This is a genomic window from Klebsiella terrigena (genome assembly GCF_012029655.1).
GTDB lineage: Bacteria > Pseudomonadota > Gammaproteobacteria > Enterobacterales > Enterobacteriaceae > Klebsiella > Klebsiella terrigena.
This window is the reverse complement of sequence record NZ_CP050508.1, coordinates 3890822-3908831: the sequence shown is the minus strand read 5'-3', so window position 1 is coordinate 3908831 and position 18010 is coordinate 3890822. Positions and strand designations below refer to the sequence as shown.

Annotated in this window: 14 protein-coding genes; 7 read left to right on the top strand and 7 right to left on the bottom strand. The window is 60.2% G+C overall.

Going from position 1 to position 18010, the window contains the following annotated elements:
- Positions 1-136 precede the first annotated feature (136 nt).
- The 5 genes from HCK03_RS18405 to moeA form a co-directional block, all read right to left on the bottom strand.
- Complete coding sequence (locus HCK03_RS18405) at positions 137-952, bottom strand: Cof-type HAD-IIB family hydrolase (protein WP_076945017.1); 816 nt, start codon at positions 950-952, stop codon at positions 137-139.
- Between the two features lie 202 nt (positions 953-1154).
- Entirely contained in the window at positions 1155-3587 is a 2433-nt protein-coding gene (locus tag HCK03_RS18400; RefSeq protein WP_167692012.1) for a formate C-acetyltransferase/glycerol dehydratase family glycyl radical enzyme, read from the bottom strand.
- A gap of 4 nt (positions 3588-3591) precedes the next feature.
- Positions 3592-4491: a glycyl-radical enzyme activating protein gene (locus HCK03_RS18395; protein WP_167692011.1), complete on the bottom strand. Its 900-nt coding sequence runs from the start codon at positions 4489-4491 to the stop codon at positions 3592-3594.
- 153 nt (positions 4492-4644) lie between these two features.
- Positions 4645-5400, bottom strand: coding sequence for a molybdopterin-synthase adenylyltransferase MoeB (gene moeB / locus HCK03_RS18390; protein WP_041144727.1), 756 nt, complete (start codon positions 5398-5400; stop codon positions 4645-4647).
- The gene (moeA, locus tag HCK03_RS18385; RefSeq protein WP_041144728.1) at positions 5400-6635 is read right to left on the bottom strand and encodes a molybdopterin molybdotransferase MoeA; all 1236 of its coding nucleotides are present in this window, start codon (positions 6633-6635) and stop codon (positions 5400-5402) included. Before moeA ends, moeB begins: the two co-directional genes overlap by 1 nt.
- Positions 6636-6889: 254 nt before the next feature.
- On the opposite strand from moeA, the gene iaaA reads away from it, so the two are divergent.
- The 5 genes from iaaA to gsiD all read left to right on the top strand — a co-directional run bounded on the left by iaaA (position 6890) and on the right by gsiD (position 13211).
- Complete coding sequence (gene iaaA / locus HCK03_RS18380; protein ID WP_041144729.1) at positions 6890-7831, top strand: beta-aspartyl-peptidase; 942 nt, start codon at positions 6890-6892, stop codon at positions 7829-7831.
- Between the two features lie 13 nt (positions 7832-7844).
- Entirely contained in the window at positions 7845-9701 is a 1857-nt protein-coding gene (gene gsiA, locus HCK03_RS18375; protein WP_041144730.1) for a glutathione ABC transporter ATP-binding protein GsiA, read from the top strand.
- Between the two features lie 37 nt (positions 9702-9738).
- The gene (gene gsiB, locus HCK03_RS18370) at positions 9739-11280 is read left to right on the top strand and encodes a glutathione ABC transporter substrate-binding protein GsiB (protein WP_167692010.1); all 1542 of its coding nucleotides are present in this window, start codon (positions 9739-9741) and stop codon (positions 11278-11280) included.
- Positions 11281-11377: 97 nt separating this feature from the next.
- On the top strand, positions 11378-12298 hold the full coding sequence (gene gsiC / locus HCK03_RS18365; protein WP_041144732.1) for a glutathione ABC transporter permease GsiC: 921 nt from the start codon (positions 11378-11380) through the stop codon (positions 12296-12298).
- Position 12299: 1 nt separating this feature from the next.
- Positions 12300-13211 (top strand): glutathione ABC transporter permease GsiD, encoded by a 912-nt coding sequence (gene gsiD / locus HCK03_RS18360; protein WP_041144733.1) that lies wholly within the window; start codon positions 12300-12302, stop codon positions 13209-13211.
- Between the two features lie 86 nt (positions 13212-13297).
- Here the strand turns inward: gsiD and rimO are convergent, their stop codons facing one another.
- Both rimO and HCK03_RS18350 read right to left on the bottom strand, forming a co-directional pair.
- Positions 13298-14623, bottom strand: coding sequence for a 30S ribosomal protein S12 methylthiotransferase RimO (gene rimO, locus HCK03_RS18355; protein WP_076945022.1), 1326 nt, complete (start codon positions 14621-14623; stop codon positions 13298-13300).
- Positions 14624-14750: 127 nt separating this feature from the next.
- On the bottom strand, positions 14751-15989 hold the full coding sequence (locus HCK03_RS18350; protein WP_167692459.1) for an oligosaccharide MFS transporter: 1239 nt from the start codon (positions 15987-15989) through the stop codon (positions 14751-14753).
- A 407-nt stretch (positions 15990-16396) separates the two neighbouring features.
- Between HCK03_RS18350 and bssR the strand changes: the two genes are divergently transcribed.
- Positions 16397-16780, top strand: a complete 384-nt coding sequence (bssR, locus tag HCK03_RS18345; RefSeq protein ID WP_041147557.1) for a biofilm formation regulator BssR — start codon at positions 16397-16399, stop codon at positions 16778-16780.
- Positions 16781-16892: 112 nt separating this feature from the next.
- A complete protein-coding gene (locus tag HCK03_RS18340; RefSeq protein WP_167692009.1) occupies positions 16893-18008 on the top strand; it encodes a PQQ-dependent sugar dehydrogenase in 1116 nt (371 codons plus the stop codon).
- Positions 18009-18010: the final 2 nt, after the last annotated feature.

Sequence of the window (18010 nt, the reverse complement as noted above, 5' to 3'; positions counted from 1 at the left end):
GCCTCACTTTGCTTTCATTCGAAAGTATTAAATCTTACAAACGTTAATTTAAGTTAAATTTAAGTTAATGCAAGTTTAAAAAATGATGGGGTTCACAAAATGGGAAAATCCGGGGCAGGGTGGCCCCGGCGGCAGGCTATTCGTTGAAGGGGGCGGCGTGGTCCAGCACGGCCTGAATCACATTCAGCGCACCCTGGTGGTTATTGTCATCGGTGGCAAAGCGGGAGATGGCCTTGATGCTATCGGCGGCGTTGGCCATGGCGAAAGAGTACTTCACCAGCTTGAGCATTTCGGCGTCGTTGCCGCTGTCGCCAATCGCCACGCACTCCTGGGGCGAGATCTGCCAGCGTTTCAGCAGGCGACTGATGCCGTTGGCCTTATGCAGGCCGGGGATAATTAAATCGACGAAGCCGAAGCCGCTGGTCACCGGCTTCATGATGCCGTCCAGCGAGACGTGCAGCTTATCAATGAGCTGTGGAATATCGCTGTCCGGCAGGTTAAGCGAAAACTTAAACAGCGTGTCGTCGATATCATGGTAGTTCGCGATGCGCTGCAGACGGTGGTAGTGCTTTGACATCAGCGCGACGAAGCTGTCGGGCGCGCGGTCGCTGACGTAGGCGCTTTCAAGGCCGCAGGCGACGAAGTTGAGCTGCGGGTCTTTGAGCAGCTCGCCGATCACAATCTGCGACTCATGGCGGGTCAGCTCGCCGTGAAACAGCTGCTGGCCGTGCTCGTAGACCAGCGCGCCGTTCTCGGCGACGAACGAGATCTGCTCGCGAATTTCCGGGAAAAAGGAGATCAGCTGGTAGTACTGGTTGCCGCTGGCGACAACGAATTCAATACCCTGCTTGTTGAGCTGCGCGAACTGCGCGAGAAAACGCGAGCGGTCATACTGCTTGGCGTCATTGAGAAAAGTTCCGTCCATATCAGTGACGATAACTTTAACGGTCATACCTGTGCTCCTGGCTTAACTGCGACCAGTAACATTCTAATTACAATGTGACCCAAAGCACAAATTTATTTCGAATGAAAGTTTACCCGTCGGCTTTGGCGGCGTACTGCCGCTCAAAACCTAACGGCCAAAGCCGCTGGGGAAGCGGGTAGCCCGGCCGGGCATTGCGCCAGCCGGGTGTTATTGACTGCGGGGAGCCGACCTACAGCGTATGCTCGGTACGGGCGATAATATCGTCCTGGGCATCCGGCGACAGGGCGGTAAAGAACGCCGAGTAGCCGGCGACGCGAACCACTAAATCGCGGTACTGGTCGGGATGCTTTTTCGCTTCCAGCAGCGTCTCGCGGGAGACGATGTTGTACTGAATATGCCAGCCTTTGTGCACTTCGAAGAAGGTGCGCAGCAGCACCATCAGCTTCTGCTTATCGGACTCGTTTTCAAGCGTTGCCGGGTTGAGCTTCTGATTCAGCAGCACGCCGCCGAGAATCGCCCCGGTGGGCAGCTTACCGACCGAGTTGATGACTGCGGTTGGCCCGAGGTGGTCGGTGCCAGAAGCCGGGCTCGCGCCTTCAGCCAGCGGAGAGTGGGCTTTACGTCCGTCCGGCGTGGCCATCGTCTGGGCGCCAAACGGCACGTTGGCGGAAATCGACGAGGTTCCGGCGTAGTAGTTGCCGCCTATCGGGCCGCGGCCGTAGCGCGGATTATGGTAATTCTTCAGCTCGTCGATATAGGTCTGGTAGGCGCGGGCCAGCAGGGTATCGACGCTATCGTCATCGTTGCCGTACTTCGGCGCGCCGTTGATTAAGCGCTGGCGCAGCTGCTCGTGGGTCAGCCCATCGAAGTCCTCCGCGAGGGCTTTCGCCAGCTGCTGCTGACCAATGGCGCCCTGGTCAAAGACCAGCTTTTTCACCGCCGCCAGGCTGTTGCCGAGGTTGGCGATCCCGACCTGCAGACCGGATACCCAGTCATACTTCGCGCCGCCCTGCTTGATGCTTTTCGCCCGCTCGATGCAGTCATCCACCAGCGCGGAGCAGAGAATATCGTGCACGTTCTCCTCCAGCATGGTATCGACAACGTACTCAATCTCGATGGACTTGCGCGTGTAGTAGCGGATCTGCGTATCCCAGTCGGCCAGCACCTGCTCGAAGCTGCTGAAGTTGCCTTTTGATAGCGCATGCTCCTGCGGGAGGAAGATTTGACCGCTGGTGGCATCGCGGCCGCCTTCCAGCGTGGCCAGCATGACGCGGGCGAAGTTGATAAAGCTCATCCCGGTGCAGCGATAGCCCCATTTGCCGCCCACGGCGGTTTCGATACAGCCGATCGCCGCGTAGTCGTAGGCGTCCTGCGGCTCAATCCCGAGCTTGATAAACTCCGGGATCACTATCTCATCGTTATTGAACGCCGGCATGCCGAAGCCGCAGCGAATGACCTGCACGCAGGCGTTGAGGAAGTCGTTGCTCATCCCGGCGTGGTAGCGCACGCTCAGGTTAGGCTGGGTCGAGCGCAGGCGCCCGCAGGATTCGAGGATCGCGTACGAGAGCGGGTTTACCGCATCCTGCGGCTGGCCGTTGTGCAGGGTCTGGCCGCCGATGGTGACGTTCTGATACAGCGGGCTGCCCGCGGAGGCTTTGGAGTGCGAGCCGGAGCGGATCTTGTTCACTTCCAGCAGCTTCAGCCAGCAGCTGTGCAGCAGCTCGATGGCGTGCTCGCGGTCCAGCGACTGCTGGAGCTCAACGTCGCGACGGTAGTACGGGTACAGATACTGGTCCATACGGCCGAAGGAGACCGAGTGGCCGTTGGATTCAATCTGCAGGATCAGCTGAATGAAGTAGCACAGCTGCAGCGCCTGCCAGAAGGTTTTCGGCGGCTCGTGGGCGATGATTTCGCAGCCTTCGGCGATAGTCAGCAGCTCGTCGCGGCGGGAGGGGCGGGTTTCTTCTGCCGCCATGGTGCGCGCCAGTTCGGCAAAGCGTCGGCTGTGATCGCTGACCGCCTCCAGCACGATATCAATGGCCTTCAGGAACTGCTCGCCGTGCAGATCTTCCAGCACGGTCAGGTTAATACGCGAGCGGCGTTCGGCGACCTTAGCGCGCATGCCGTCGAGGCCTTTTTCCAGCAGCAGCGGGTAGTTCACCGCGAGGTGAGCATCGCCGGAAGTCATGTTGCCTTCCGCCTTAATAATCCCGGTGGCGAGCAGCGCTTTTTGCTCGTCGGTGAACATACCGTAGCAGCGGTCCTGCACGGTCTGACCGCGCCACCACGGGCAGATTTCATGCAGGATGCGCTTATTCTCTTCGCTGACCGCAAAGCCGGCGCCTGGGCGATCGGCGAGATCGTCAATCTCCTTTTCAATCCAGCTGACGGTGTACTCCGGGAAGATGGGCGCCGCGCGCACTTCGCAGGCCTGGTTGCCGACGATCAGCTCGTCGTGTTTGATCCAGATGGTGCGCTCTGCCAGATGATGAGCCAGCGCCAGCGCGCGGCGTACCGGGATTGGCTTATCCAGGTGCTGCTGATAAGCGGCGGTGTAGTGACGGGCGCGCTCGGTGCACACCGGCGGCTTAACAATGTGTACCAGCGCCGTTTTATGTGCCTGAATGCGGGGGCTTAGCGTGTCCAGTTTCAGTGTGGTCATCATTTTATCCTCGTAGAGTAGCCGTTAAACCTTTGCTCTGAGCGTAGTTCTGCGCGAAGGCGAGCAGCTCGGGGTCAGCAAGGGGTTTGTCCGGAGCGGTATAGGGCTGACTGAGTAACTGATATTTGTTCATTCCCAGCGTGTGGTACGGCAGGAAGTGGATCTCGCCAACCTGCAGGCGGTCGGCGGCAAAGTCGGTAATCGCGGCAATCGTTGCCTCATCGGCGTTAAAGCCCTGAATCAGCGGGACGCGGATGATGATTTTTTTCCCCGCCTGCGCCACGCGCTGCAGGTTATCGAGCACCCGACCGACGCTGCCGTCGGTCCACTCTTTGAAAATGGCTTCGTTGACGTGCTTCAGGTCGGCGAGGAACAGGTCAACCCAGGGCAGCGAGGGCTCAACGTATTTCCACGGCACGTGCAGGCAGGTTTCAACCGCGGTGTGAATTCCCGCCGTGCGGCTGGCCTGCAGCAGCTGCTGCGCCAGCTCGGGATTCATAAACGGCTCGCCGCCGGAAAGAGTGACCCCGCCGCCGCTGCGATCGTAAAAAGGCTTATCGCGCAGCACCGTGGCCATAATCTGCGCCACCTCTTTTTCTTCTCCGCACACGCTGAGGGCGGTGGTCGGGCAGCAGTCGCGCAACGACTCATAGCCTTCGGCGGTGAGCTTCTGGCGGTGGATAATCAGGCCGTCGAGGCTGCGGGTTATGGCATCCGGCGCCGCCTGCTGGCACAGGTTGCAGCCGGCAAGGCACAGGCGAGGGTCGTACAGCAGATCCGCGGTGCGGGAGCGGCTTTCCGGGTTTTGACACCAGCGGCAGCCCAGCGAGCAGCCTTTGAGGAATACGACGGTGCGGATCCCTGGGCCGTCATGGGTTGAGTAGCGCTGAATGTTGAAAATCATGAGACCCCCTTTGTTTTGCATATGAAGATTAAATTACTTTCGAATGAAAGTTGCATTGATGCAAATCAACAAGTAGGGCGGGTGGCTCTGGTGAAGAGGGGAAAGTCGCCGTCGGTCGCAGATTTTCCGGCGACGGCCGCCGCCGGAGAAGGATTAGCGGCTGGCGCAAACCTCGCACTGCGGGTCGCGCATCAGCTTCATTTCGCGGAACTGGCAGGTCATGGCGTCGTACATAACCAGCCTACCTGCGGCAGGCGTGCCGTACTGGGCCAGGACCTTAATGGCCTCCATCGCCTGCAGGGAGCCGATGACGCCGACCAGCGGCGCCATCACCCCGGCCTCAACGCAGGTGAGGGCGTTCTCGCCGAACAGCCGGCTCAGGCAGCGATAGCAGGGCTCGTTATCCTGATACATAAAGACGCTGATTTGCCCCTCCATGCGGATCGCGGCGCCGGAGACCAGCGGCGTTTTATGCTGAAAACAGCCGGCGTTAAGCTGATTGCGTATCGCCACGTTATCGGTACAGTCGAGCACCAGGTCGTGGGCGGCGATCTGCGCCGCCAGCGCCGGCTGGTCGAGCAGCGCATTAAGCGGGGTGAGCCGCACGTGAGGGTTGATTCGCGCCAGCGAGTCGCGGGCGGAGTCCACCTTCGGCAAACCAATCGTGGCATCGCTGTGCAGCGTCTGGCGCTGTAGATTGGAGAGCGAGACGCTATCGAAATCGAGCAGGGTAAGCGCGCCGACGCCGGCCGCCGCCAGATACTGGGCGGCAGCGCAGCCCAGCCCGCCGAGGCCGACCACCAGCACCCGGGCGCCCTTCAGCCGCTCCTGACCGTCAAAATCGAAGTTGCGCAGGATTATCTGCCGGTTGTAGCGCAGCATCTCCTCATCGCTCAGCTCGACGTCCATTACAGCCCTCCGAAGAGGTGGTTAAAGGGTTCGACTTCGACCCACTCGCCCGCTTCGACGTGACCGCGCTCGCGCTCCAGCACGATAAAGCAGTTACCCTGGCTGAAGGAGCTGAAGATGTGTGAACCCTGATGGCCGGTGGACGTCACTACCAGCTCGCCGTCCGGATTGCGCTGCAGCACGCCGCGCTGGAAGTCGAGACGCCCCGGGGATTTTTTCAACCGCGTCGCCGCCCGCGCGCGTAGGCGCATCGGCTGCGCGCCGCTCGCGCTGCCGCTCAGTTTTGCCAGCAGCGGCAGCACCAGCTGGTAGAAGGTGAGGGTGGCGGAAACCGGGTTGCCCGGCAGGCCGCAGAACCAGCTGCTGCTGAGCTTGCCGAAAGCAAAGGGTTTGCCCGGCTTGATCGCCAGCTTCCAGAAGCCGATTTCGCCTAACTCTTCGAGGATCTCTTTGGTGTAATCCGCTTCGCCGACCGAGACGCCACCCGAGCTGATAACCACGTCGGCCTGCTGGTCGGCAGCGATAAACGCCGCCCGCAGTTTTGCCGGGTCGTCGGCGATAATGCCGAGGTTGATCACCTCGCAGCCCAGCTGCTGAAGCATCAGGTGCACCGCCAGGCGGTTGGTATCGTAGATTTGCCCGTCGCCAAGCGGCTGGCCCGGCAGCTGCAGCTCGTCGCCGGTAGAGAAGACCGCCACGCGAACTTTACGCACCACCTCGACGTCGGCGATGCCCAGCGATGCCAGCACCGGTAGCTCCGCGACGGTCAGCGGCGTACCGGCCGGGAACACCACCGCGCCGTGAGCGATATCTTCCCCGCGCCGACGAATATTCTGTCCGGCCTTTACCGCGGCGATGAAGCGAACGCCGTCGGCGCTTTGCTCGGTCTCTTCCTGCATCACCACCGCATCGCAGCCCTGCGGCACCGGCGCGCCGGTCATAATGCGAATGCAGGTGCCTGCGGGCCAGGCATCATGGAACGGCTGGCCGGCGAACGCTTTCCCGGCGATCGGCAGCGCCGCGCCGTCGGCAAGATCGGCGAGGCGTACGGCGTAGCCGTCCATTGCCGAGTTATCAAACCCGGGGACGTCCAGCGGCGAAACGAGATCATGGGCGGTGACGCGCGAAAAGGCCTGCAACAGCGGCACGGTTTCCACCGCATTCAGCGGCGTAATACGGTTGAGCATCTGGGTCAGGGCTGTGTCGAGAGGCATCAGTCCGGCGGTAAAATCCATGGGTTTCTCCTGCGGGCAAACATCGAAAACGCCTATTATGGCAGAAAAGTGCGGGCGGCTATATGCCACCTGGGTACAGGCTTTACATCACCGTCCGCTCTTTCTATATTCAAAAATTGTATAGGACAGTCAGCACGATAATGATATCTATACACTTTATTATTTAAGCTCGCTTTGCGAGGGCAGAGACCTGGTGCGGCGTGAATCAATAGCGCAACCCACGGCGGATCGGCGCAGCAGGAAGGAATGGCGGAATGAGCAAGGCGGTGATAGCAATTCACGGCGGCGCGGGGGCAATTAGCCGCGCGCAGCTGACGCCGGAACGCGAGCGGCAGTTCGTGGCGGCGCTGTCGGCGATTGTCGATAGCGGGCAGAAAATGCTGGCGGCGGGCGCCAGCGCGCTGGATACGGTGACCGAGGCGGTGCGCCAGCTTGAGGAGTGTCCGCTGTTTAACGCCGGCATCGGGTCGGTGTTTACCCGGGACGCCACCCATGAGCTCGACGCCTGCGTAATGGACGGCAACAGCCTGCACGCCGGGGCGGTTGCCGGCGTTAAGCATCTGCGCAACCCGATCCTGGCGGCGCGGCTGGTGCTGGAGCAGAGCCCGCACGTGCTGCTGATCGGCGAAGGGGCGGAGGCGTTTGCCGCCTCTCACGGGATGGCGCGGGTGGAAAACGATCTCTTCTCGACGACCGAGCGCCGCCTGCAGCTGCAGCAGGCGCAGGCGGACGATGAGATACTCCTCGACCACGGCGTCGCGCCGCTGGACGAGCGGCATAAAATGGGCACCGTCGGCGCGGTGGCGCTGGATATCGCCGGCAACCTTGCCGCCGCGACCTCCACCGGCGGGATGACCAACAAGCTTCCCGGACGCGTTGGCGATAGCCCGCTGCCCGGCGCCGGCTGCTACGCCAATAACGCCAGCGTGGCGGTCTCCTGTACCGGCACCGGCGAGGTGTTTATCCGCACCCTGGCGGCCTACGATATTGCCGCGCTGATGGAGTACGCGAACCTGAGCCTGCATGAGGCCTGCGAGCGGGTGGTGATGGAGAAGCTGCCGGCCCTCGGCGGCAGCGGCGGCCTGATTGCCATCGACAGAGAAGGCAACGTGGTGCTGCCGTTTAACAGCGAAGGCATGTATCGGGCCTGGTGCTACGCGGGCGATACGCCCACCATTGGAATTTATCGGGAATAAGGGGGTAGGGACGTTGCCGCATAGTCAAGAAATCGACGCCAGTGATGTTCTGGTGGTGCGCGATCTGAACGTGGCGTTCAGCCAGGAGCAGCAGACCTTTTCTGCGGTGCGGCATCTTTCGTTCAACCTGCGGCGCGGCGAAACGTTAGCCATCGTCGGCGAGTCGGGCTCGGGGAAGTCGGTCACCGCGCTGGCGCTAATGCGCCTGCTCGATGACGCCGCCAGCCAGGTCAGCAGCGACGCGCTGTGGCTGCGTCGGCGCAATCGTCAGGTCATTGCGCTGAGCGACCAGTCGGCTTCGGCAATGCGCCACGTGCGCGGGGCGGATATCGCGATGATTTTCCAGGAGCCGATGACCTCGCTGAATCCGGTATTTACCATCGGGGAACAGATCGCCGAGTCCATTCGCCTGCACCAGAATCTGGGCCATGACGAGGCCCTGCGCGAAGCGAAAAAAATGCTCGATCAGGTGCGGATTCCGGAGGCTGAAGCGATGCTGTCGCGCTATCCGCATCAGCTCTCCGGCGGCATGCGCCAGAGGGTGATGATCGCCATGGCGCTCTCCTGCCGTCCGGCGGTGCTGATTGCCGACGAACCCACCACCGCGCTGGATGTCACCGTTCAGGCGCAGATCCTCCAGCTGATTGCCGTGCTGCAAAAAGAGATGGAGATGGGGGTTATTTTTATTACTCACGATATGGGCGTGGTGGCCGATATTGCCGACCGCGTGCTGGTGATGTACCGCGGCGAAGCGGTGGAGAGCGGAACGGTCGAGGAGATTTTCCGCGCGCCTGCTCACCCTTATACCCAGGCGCTGCTGGCGGCGGTCCCGCGCTTAGGCTCGATGCGCGGCAGCGATTTGCCGCGCCGCTTCCCGCTGCTCAACCAGAGCGCGCCCGATGACGGCGAACAGGATACCGTCGTCGCCGGCGAGCCGATTCTGCAGGTGCGCGACCTGGTGGCGCGCTTCCCGCTGCGCAGCGGCATTTTGAACCGGGTGACCCGCGAGGTGCATGCGGTTGAAAAAGTCAGCTTTGACCTCTGGCCGGGGGAAACCCTGGCGCTGGTCGGCGAGTCCGGCTGCGGTAAATCCACCACCGGTCGGGCGCTGCTGCGGCTGGTGGCGACCGAGAGCGGGACTATCGTGTTTAACGGCGAGCGTATCGATACCCTGGCAAGCGGTAAGCTGCAGGCGCTGCGCCGCGATATACAGTTTATTTTCCAGGACCCGTACGCCTCGCTCGATCCGCGGCAAACGGTGGGCTACTCCATTATGGAGCCGCTGCGCGTGCACGGGCTGCTGGCAGGCGAGGCGGCCCGTCAGCGCGTGGCCTGGCTGCTTGAGCGCGTCGGCCTGCAGCCGGAGCACGCCTGGCGCTATCCGCACGAGTTTTCCGGCGGCCAGCGCCAGCGCGTATGCATTGCGCGGGCGCTGGCGCTGAATCCTAAAGTGGTGATTGCCGATGAGTCGGTTTCGGCGCTCGACGTCTCGATTCGCGCGCAGATTATTAACCTGATGCTCGATCTCCAGCGTGAAATGGGCATCGCCTTTCTGTTTATTTCCCACGATATGGCGGTGGTTGAACGCATCAGCCATCGCGTTGCGGTGATGTATCGCGGGCGCATCGTTGAGATTGGCCCGCGCCGCGCCGTATTTGAAAACCCGCAGCATCCCTATACCCGCAAGCTGATGGCCGCCGTACCGGTGGCCGACCCGGCGCATCGTCATCCACAGCGCGTACTGCTTTCAGACGAGCTGCCGGGCAACATCTATAAGCGAGGGGAAGAGGTAGCCAGCGCGCCGCTACAACAGGTAGGGCCCGGGCATTTCGTTGCCAGGGAACCTGCCGCCGACGTGCTGGGCAGATAACAACGACACCAATAACGCAGCATTTCAGGAGAACAACATGACACAACGCGTATCACGCAAATGGTTGCTGGCGCTGGGCGTCGCTTCGGCGCTGGCGACGGCGCCGGCGCTGGCCGCAAAAGATGTGGTGGTGGCGGTCGGCTCTAACTTCACGACCCTCGACCCTTATGATGCCAACGACACCTTATCCCAGGCCGTTGCCAAGTCGTTCTATCAGGGGCTGTTTGGCCTCGATAAAGAGATGAAGCTGGAAAACGTTCTTGCGCAGAGCTATACCGTTTCGCCCGACGGCCTGGTCTACACCATTAAACTGCACCCGGGGGTCAAGTTCCAGGACGGCACCGATTTTAACGCCGAGGCGGTGAAGGCCAACCTCGACCGCGCCAGCAATCCGGAAAACCATCTCAAGCGCTATAACCTGTACAAAAATATCGCCAGCACCGAAGCGGTTGACCCGGCGACGGTAAAAATCACCCTTAAGCAGCCTTTCTCGGCGTTTATCAACGTCCTGGCCCACCCGGCTACGGTGATGATCTCTCCGGCGGCGCTGAAAAAATATGGCAAAGAGATTGGCTTCCATCCCGTCGGTACCGGCCCGTATCAGCTCGATACCTGGAACCAGACCGATTTTGTGAAGGTGACGAAATTTGCCGGCTACTGGCAGCCGGGCCTGCCGAAGCTGGACTCTATTACCTGGCGTCCGGTGGTGGATAACAACACCCGCGCCGCGATGCTGCAAACCGGCGAAGCGCAGTTTGCCTTCCCGATCCCCTACGAGCAGGCGCCGCTGCTGGCGAAAAACGACAAGCTGGAGCTGGTCGCCAGCCCGTCAATCATGCAGCGTTATATCAGCATGAACGTCACGCAGAAGCCGTTTGATAATCCGAAGGTGCGCGAGGCGATTAACTACGCCATCAACCGCCAGGCGCTGGTGAAGGTTGCCTTCGCCGGGTACGCCACGCCGGCGACCGGCGTCGTGCCGCCGTCCATCGCCTATGCCGAGACCTTTAAACCCTGGCCGTACGATCCGGCGAAGGCCCGCGAGCTGCTCAAAGAGGCGGGCTACCCGAACGGCTTTAGCACCACGCTATGGTCATCGCATAACCACAGCACCGCCCAGAAGGTGCTGCAGTTTACCCAGCAGCAGCTGGCGCAGGTGGGCATTAAGGCACAGCTGACGGCGATGGATGCCGGCCAGCGCGCGGCGGAAGTGGAAGGTAAAGGACAGAAAGAGAGCGGGGTGCGCATGTTCTACACCGGCTGGTCGGCCTCGACCGGTGAAGCCGACTGGGCGCTGTCGCCGCTGTTCGCCTCGCAAAACTGGCCGCCAACCCTGTTTAATACCGCCTTCTACGGCAATCCGCAGGTGGATAAAGACCTCACCGATGCCCTGAAGACGACCGACGCGCAGGAAAAAACGCGGCTCTACAAGCAGGCCCAGGAGATTATCTGGAAAGAGTCGCCGTGGGTGCCGCTGGTGGTGGAAAAACTGGTCTCCGCGCACAGTAAGAACCTGAGCGGTTTTTATATCCAGCCGGATACCGGATTCAGCTTTGAGCAGGCGGATTTAGCCCAGTGACGGTGGTTACCTTTATCCCAACCCTCTCTTTTGGAGAGAGGGTGCCGGGCCTTGCTCTCTCTGCCGACTGCGCAGAGGGTTCGGGTGAGGAGGGGCGATGCTGAATTATGTGCTTAAACGCCTGCTGGGGCTGATTCCCACCCTGCTGATCGTGGCGGTGCTGGTTTTTCTGTTTGTGCATATGCTGCCCGGCGACCCGGCGCGGCTGATTGCCGGACCGGAAGCCGATGCGCAGGTTGTCGCGATGGTGCGCGAGCAGCTGGGGCTCGATCGGCCGCTGCACGTCCAGTTCTGGCACTATATCACCAGCGTGCTGCAGGGCGATTTCGGTATCTCGATGGCCTCGCGACGCCCGGTGAGCAGCGAGATCGCCAGCCGCTTTATGCCGACGCTGTGGCTGACGCTTGCCAGCATGAGCTGGGCGGTGGTGTTTGGTATGGCGGCGGGAATTGCCGCCGCGGTGTGGCGCAATCGCTGGCCGGACAGGCTGGGGATGGCGCTGGCGGTGACCGGTATCTCCTTTCCGGCATTTGCCCTCGGGATGCTGCTGATGCAGGTCTTCTCCGTCGAACTTGGCTGGCTGCCGACGGTGGGGGCCGATAGCTGGCGGCACTATATTCTGCCCTCCGTGACCCTCGGAGCGGCGGTTGCGGCGGTGATGGCGCGCTTCACCCGCGCCTCTTTCGTCGATGTGCTGCACGAAGATTATATGCGCACCGCGCGGGCGAAAGGGGTCAGCGAGACGCTGGTGGTGCTTAAGCACGGCCTGCGCAATGCGATGATCCCGGTAGTGACGATGATGGGGCTGCAGTTTGGCTTCCTGCTCGGCGGCTCGATCGTGGTGGAGAAAGTCTTCAACTGGCCGGGGCTTGGCAGGCTGCTGGTGGATTCGGTCGAGATGCGCGACTATCCGGTGATTCAGGCGGAAGTCCTGCTGTTTTCGCTGGAGTTTATTCTTATCAATTTAGTGGTGGACGTGCTGTACGCCGCCATTAACCCGGCTATCAGGTACAAGTAAGGTGCGATTGCTCAACTGGAGAAGGCAGGCGGTTATCAACGCCATGCCGGGGATCAAACCCGGTCAGATACGTACGCCGTGGCACGAGTTCTGGCGGCGCTTTCGCCGTCAGCCGGTGGCGATGGGCGCCGGCGTGTTTGTTCTGCTGCTGATCGCGGTAGCCGTCGTGGCGCCGTGGATAGCGCCGTTCGATGCGGAAAACTACTTTGACTACGATCGCCTCAACGACGGCCCGTCGGCGCTGCACTGGTTCGGCGTCGATTCGCTGGGCCGGGATATCTTCAGCCGGGTGCTGGTCGGGGCGCAGATTTCGCTGGCGGCGGGGGTGCTGGCGGTGCTGATCGGCGCGGCAATCGGCACCGTGCTTGGGCTGCTGGCTGGCTACTATGAAGGCTGGTGGGACCGGATAATAATGCGCATCTGCGACGTGCTGTTTGCGTTCCCGGGGATCCTGCTGGCGATCGCCGTGGTGGCGGTCATGGGGAGCGGGATGTCGAACGTGATCATCGCGGTGGCAATCTTCTCCATTCCGGCGTTTGCTCGCCTGGTGCGCGGCAATACGCTGGTGCTCAAGCAGCAGACCTTTATCGAGTCGGCGCGCAGCATCGGCGCCAGCGACGCGACGATCCTCTTCAGCCATATTCTGCCCGGCACGGTGTCGTCGATTGTGGTCTATTTCACCATGCGGATCGGGGTGTCGATAATCTCCGCCGCCAGCCTCTCATTCCTCGGCCTCGGCGCGCAGCCGCCGACCCCGGAGTGGGGAGCGATGCTCAACGAAGCGCGGGCGGACATGGTGATGGCGCCGCACGTGGCGCTGTTCCCGGCGATCGCTATTTTTCTGACGGTGCTGGCGTTTAACCTGCTGGGGGATGGCCTGCGCGATGCGCTGGATCCGAAAATAAAGGGATAGGCTGAGAAGGAGTCCGGAGAGGGCGCGCCGCGCCGCCTCCGGAAGGCTCCGGCTGGCGCTAACGCGTAGCCGGAGTAAGAAGCGGTTTAAACCCGGCTTCCCCACAGATCGTACTCGTCGGCGTGCTCGACTTTAACCCGCAGCACGTCGCCCGGTTTGACCTTAGTTTCACCGTTCAGGTACACCGCGCCGTCGATTTCCGGGGCGTCGGCCATGCTGCGGCCAATGGCGCCTTCTTCGTCAACTTCGTCGATCAGTACCATGATTTCGCGGCCAACCTTCTCCTGCAGACGTTCGGCGGAGATCTGCTGCTGCAGCTGCATAAAGCGGTTCCAGCGCTCCTCTTTCACCTCTTCTTCTACCTGATCCGCCAGCTCGTTGGCGGTTGCGCCATCGACCGGGCTGTATTTAAAGCAGCCAACGCGGTCAAGGCGGGCTTCTTTCAGGAAGTCGAGCAGCATCTGGAAATCTTCTTCCGTTTCGCCAGGGAAGCCGACGATAAAGGTCGAGCGCAGGGTCAGCTCAGGGCAGACTTCACGCCACTGCTTGATGCGCGCCAGCTGGCGATCGGCGGAACCCGGGCGTTTCATCATCTTGAGGATCCGCGGGCTGGCGTGCTGCAGCGGGATATCGAGATACGGCAGGATTTTACCTTCCGCCATCAGCGGGATCACGTCGTCAACGTGCGGGTAGGGATAGACGTAGTGCAGGCGCACCCAGATACCCAGCTTTGCCAGCTCTTCGCACAGGCTGACCATGCTGGTTTTCACCGGCATGCCGTTGTGGAAACCGGTGCGGTGCTTCACGTCAACGCCGTAGGCGGAGGTATCCTGAGAGATAACCAGCAGCTCTTTTACCCCGGCGTCGGCCAGGCGCTTAGCTTCTGACAGCACTTCGCCGATCGGACGGCTCACCAGATCGCCGCGCATGGACGGAATGATGCAGAACGTGCAGCGGTGGTTACAGCCTTCGGAAATTTTCAGGTAAGCGTAGTGGCGCGGGGTCAGCTTAACGCCCTGTTCCGGCACCAGGCTCAGGAACGGGTTGTGCTTCGGCTTCGGCGTGTAGTGGTGGACGTGCTCAAGAACCTTTTCATAGCTGTGCGGGCCGGTTATCTCCAGCACCTTGGGGTGAACTTCGCGGATCTGGTCGACTTTCGCGCCCAGGCAGCCGGTAACGATCACTTTGCCGTTTTCTTTTAAAGCTTCGCCAATCGCTTCCAGCGACTCCTGAACGGCGCTGTCGATAAAGCCGCAGGTGTTGACGATAACCATATCGGCGTTCTCGTAGGTAGGAACCACGTCATAACCTTCGGTGCGCAGTTCGGTCAGGATGCGTTCTGAGTCCACAAGGTTTTTTGGACAGCCAAGGGAGACGAAGCCGATCTTCGGCTGGTGCGTTACATTGCTCATAGCTTAAAAATTCATCATAAAGGAAGGTGTCAGGGCGGGATTTTACAGGTGTTTATCAAAAAAAGTATAGCAATGGTGCGTCAGATGATGAAAAAGCCCGGGAAAGGCTCCCGGGCGCGATGAGACTCTAGGATTGGGCGGCGTCTCCCGCAGGCGCAGCGCCCGGCGCGCGAGGCTCTCGCTTATCACGCAGCGTGAAAACGGAGATCAGCGTGAACAGGCCGGCGATGCCGCCGAGGATATAATAGGTGCGGGCGAAGCCGATGGTGTCGTACAGATAGCCGGCCAGCGGAGAGTAAATGGCGGTAGCAATAGAGGCGACAAACAGCACCAGCAAATAGACCGTGGAGGACAGCTTATTATCAAAGTTGGCGGCAATAAACTTGAACACGGATACCAGGATCAGCGGCTTTTCAAGGGCGTGCATCATTTTCACCGCGCCAATCCACACCGGGCCGAGCGGGATCGCGGAGCCGACGATCCTGACCGACATAATCAATCCGGCGATAATCAGCGCCCATTTCGCGCCGGTACGGTTCACGAACCACGGCATCAGGCATAAAAAGAGCGTTTCGCCGCAGACCTGAATGGAGGCGAGGATGCCGTACCAGCGGTTACCTTCTTCCGGCGTGGCAAATTGCAAAGAAAAGTACTGGGCGAACTGCTGATCGTAGGTGTCGTAGATTTGCGTCACGAACAGGGTAAAGATTAGCAGCATCCAGAACTGACTGTTCTTCGCGAGCTCCAGCGCGTGGCTCACCTTCAGGGCGCTGGTTTTTTCAATCTCGGCCTCGGTCAGCTCGACTTTGGTCAGCATGAAGCACAGGGCGGCAATAACGATGGCAATGCTGGCCAGCCAGAAGGCGAGGTTGGGGTTGCTATCGATATATTTTCCGACGATCCATGCCGCCGCGGCCCAGCCTAAAGAACCCCACATCCGCACCCGGCCATACTCAAAGTGATAGCGGCGGGAGATTTTGTCGATATAGGAATCGATAACCCCGCAGCCGGAGTTAAAGATAATCCCCAGGTAGATGCCGCCCAGCAGCGCCCCCAGCCAGAAGCTGTGGACCAGCAGCGGGGCGTACAGATAGATAAAGAACGGGCCAACCGGCAGCAGCATGGCTACCAGAATCCAGATCAGCCGCTTTTTCAGGCCGAACTTATCAGAAATAAAGCCGAAGAAAGGCTGCATCAACAGGGCGATAAAGGCGTTTACCGAGTACAGCAGGCCGGTTTTGGTGGCGCTGATGCCCAGATGCTGGGTTGTCCAGATAACGAAGAACGCCATGGTAGATGACCAGGCGAACAGGTAGAGGAAATCGAAAAGACTCAACAAGATATAGTTTCTTTTGCCGGGCGTAATCATTTCAGTTCCTTCAAACGGGTAGAGGTTAGCGCCGCGAAGCGGAGAGGTTCGCGTTTTTATTTGTTTGTTATACGTATTACATTTAACGGAGTGATATGACACCCGCCGGCGCTAACGAGCAACAGTAATAGGCGTTATTTGTGATCTTTGCTGCAAAAAATGGCTTTATTCTCAACTTTGTCAACTGGTGATAAATACGCTAAAAATGAGAGCGTATAACAAATTGGTGTTTTTTTGTGGGTTATGTAACCGCGGAAGCAGCGCGTCTGGCGCAGGCAGTGTAAACATTGCTGTAACATTGTAAATGATGTTAATTAACCGGGAATTATTGACCTCGCGCATGATTTTGCGCAAAAAACGACCATATTATGATTGTGGTAATGGATGACAGAGGAGGAACCATGATGACCGTTGACAGACTGTATCGTAACCTTTTGAATAAGCTGATTAATGCCAACATTGATCTCGATGCTTATCTGCAGCTTCGCAAAGCTAAAGGCTATATGTCAGTCAGCGAGAATGAGCATCTGCGTGATAACCTGTTTGAGCTTTGTCGTGAATTGCGTGAAGGTGCGCCGCGATTGCAGCACGCCGTTACGCCGGAGGAAAGGGAAGCTCTTCGTCTTGCGGGTGAAGCCGTTGCTTCCGCGGCGGTTTGCCTGATGAGCGGGCATCACGATTGTCCGTCTTACATTGCGGTTAACGTAGAGACGCTAGAACGCTGCCTGGCGGGCTTGTCGCTAAACATTCATAAACTGAATGCATCAGCGCCAATTACCCGCGTCTGAACTCAGGGGGGCATGCCCCCCTGCTTAATGTTATGTAAAACTCCCCCTGCCGATCCCCTGCGCTGGCTACCCTTATCCCATTGCTGATAAAAGCTGATAAAAGGAGTTCGCCATGCGCCAGACCGTCGCCCTGATAACCCTTGCCGCTCTGCTGTTACCTGCCGCCGCTGTCGCCGCCCAGAAGGTGCGCGTCGAGGTCCTGCAAAATAAGCTCGACCATCCGTGGGCGCTGGCGTTTCTCCCCGACCAGCAGGGGATACTGATCACCCTGCGCGGCGGTGAGCTGAGGCTTTGGCGCCAGGGAGTGGGGCTGTCGCCGGCTATTTCCGGCGTACCGCAGGTCTGGGCCAGCGGGCAGGGCGGATTGTTGGATGTGGCGCTGGCGCCGGACTTTGCCCACTCGCGCAGGGTGTGGCTGAGCTACGCGGAGGCCGGGGAGGATGGTAAAGCGGGAACCGCGGCAGGATACGGTCGCCTGAGTGAGGATAGTCGGCGGCTGGAGAATTTCCGGGTGGTGTTTCGCCAGCAGCCGAAGCTCTCCACCGGCAACCACTTTGGCGGACGTCTGGTATTTGACGGTAAGGGACATCTGTTTATTGGCTTAGGCGAGAATAACCAGCGCGCAACGGCCCAGGATCTCGATAAGCTGCAGGGAAAGGTGGTGCGCTTGACCGAGACGGGGGAGGTACCGGCGGACAATCCGTTTGTCGGCCGCGCCGATGCCAGGCCGGAAATTTGGGCCTACGGTATTCGTAACCCGCAGGGGATGGCGATCAATCCGTGGAGCGATACCCTGTGGCTCAACGAGCACGGTCCGCGCGGCGGGGATGAGATTAACATCCCGCAGAAAGGCAAGAACTACGGCTGGCCGCTGGCGACGCACGGCATAAATTACAGCGGTCTGCCCATTCCGGAAGCTAAGGGGACGGCGGTGGACGGAACCGAAGCGCCGCTGTTTGTCTGGAAAACGTCGCCCGCCGTCAGCGGCATGGCCTTCTACGATTCGGCAACCTTCCCCCAGTGGCGGCACAAGCTGTTTATCGGCGCGCTGAAGGACCAGTCGCTGATTGTCCTCGACGTCAAGGGCAATAGCGTCAGCGAAGAGGCGCGAATTCTGCGCGATCGCGGCCAGCGTATTCGCGACGTTCGCGTCGGACCCGATGGCTATCTGTACGTCCTGACCGACGAATCCAACGGCGAACTGCTGAAGGTTAGCCCGCAGGGCTAGCC

What these genes read in the sequence shown, in the direction of transcription:
- HCK03_RS18400 (WP_167692012.1), bottom strand. Translation starts at nt 3,587, where the DNA reads ATGACCACACTGAAACTGGACACGCTAAGCCCCCGCATTCAGGCACAT.
- moeB (WP_041144727.1), bottom strand. Translation starts at nt 5,400, where the DNA reads ATGGACGTCGAGCTGAGCGATGAGGAGATGCTGCGCTACAACCGGCAG.
- HCK03_RS18405 (WP_076945017.1), bottom strand. Translation starts at nt 952, where the DNA reads ATGACCGTTAAAGTTATCGTCACTGATATGGACGGAACTTTTCTCAAT.
- gsiC (WP_041144732.1), top strand. Translation starts at nt 11,378, where the DNA reads ATGCTGAATTATGTGCTTAAACGCCTGCTGGGGCTGATTCCCACCCTG.
- bssR (WP_041147557.1), top strand. Translation starts at nt 16,397, where the DNA reads ATGACCGTTGACAGACTGTATCGTAACCTTTTGAATAAGCTGATTAAT.
- HCK03_RS18395 (WP_167692011.1), bottom strand. Translation starts at nt 4,491, where the DNA reads ATGATTTTCAACATTCAGCGCTACTCAACCCATGACGGCCCAGGGATC.
- iaaA (WP_041144729.1), top strand. Translation starts at nt 6,890, where the DNA reads ATGAGCAAGGCGGTGATAGCAATTCACGGCGGCGCGGGGGCAATTAGC.
- gsiB (WP_167692010.1), top strand. Translation starts at nt 9,739, where the DNA reads ATGACACAACGCGTATCACGCAAATGGTTGCTGGCGCTGGGCGTCGCT.
- HCK03_RS18340 (WP_167692009.1), top strand. Translation starts at nt 16,893, where the DNA reads ATGCGCCAGACCGTCGCCCTGATAACCCTTGCCGCTCTGCTGTTACCT.
- rimO (WP_076945022.1), bottom strand. Translation starts at nt 14,623, where the DNA reads ATGAGCAATGTAACGCACCAGCCGAAGATCGGCTTCGTCTCCCTTGGC.
- moeA (WP_041144728.1), bottom strand. Translation starts at nt 6,635, where the DNA reads ATGGATTTTACCGCCGGACTGATGCCTCTCGACACAGCCCTGACCCAG.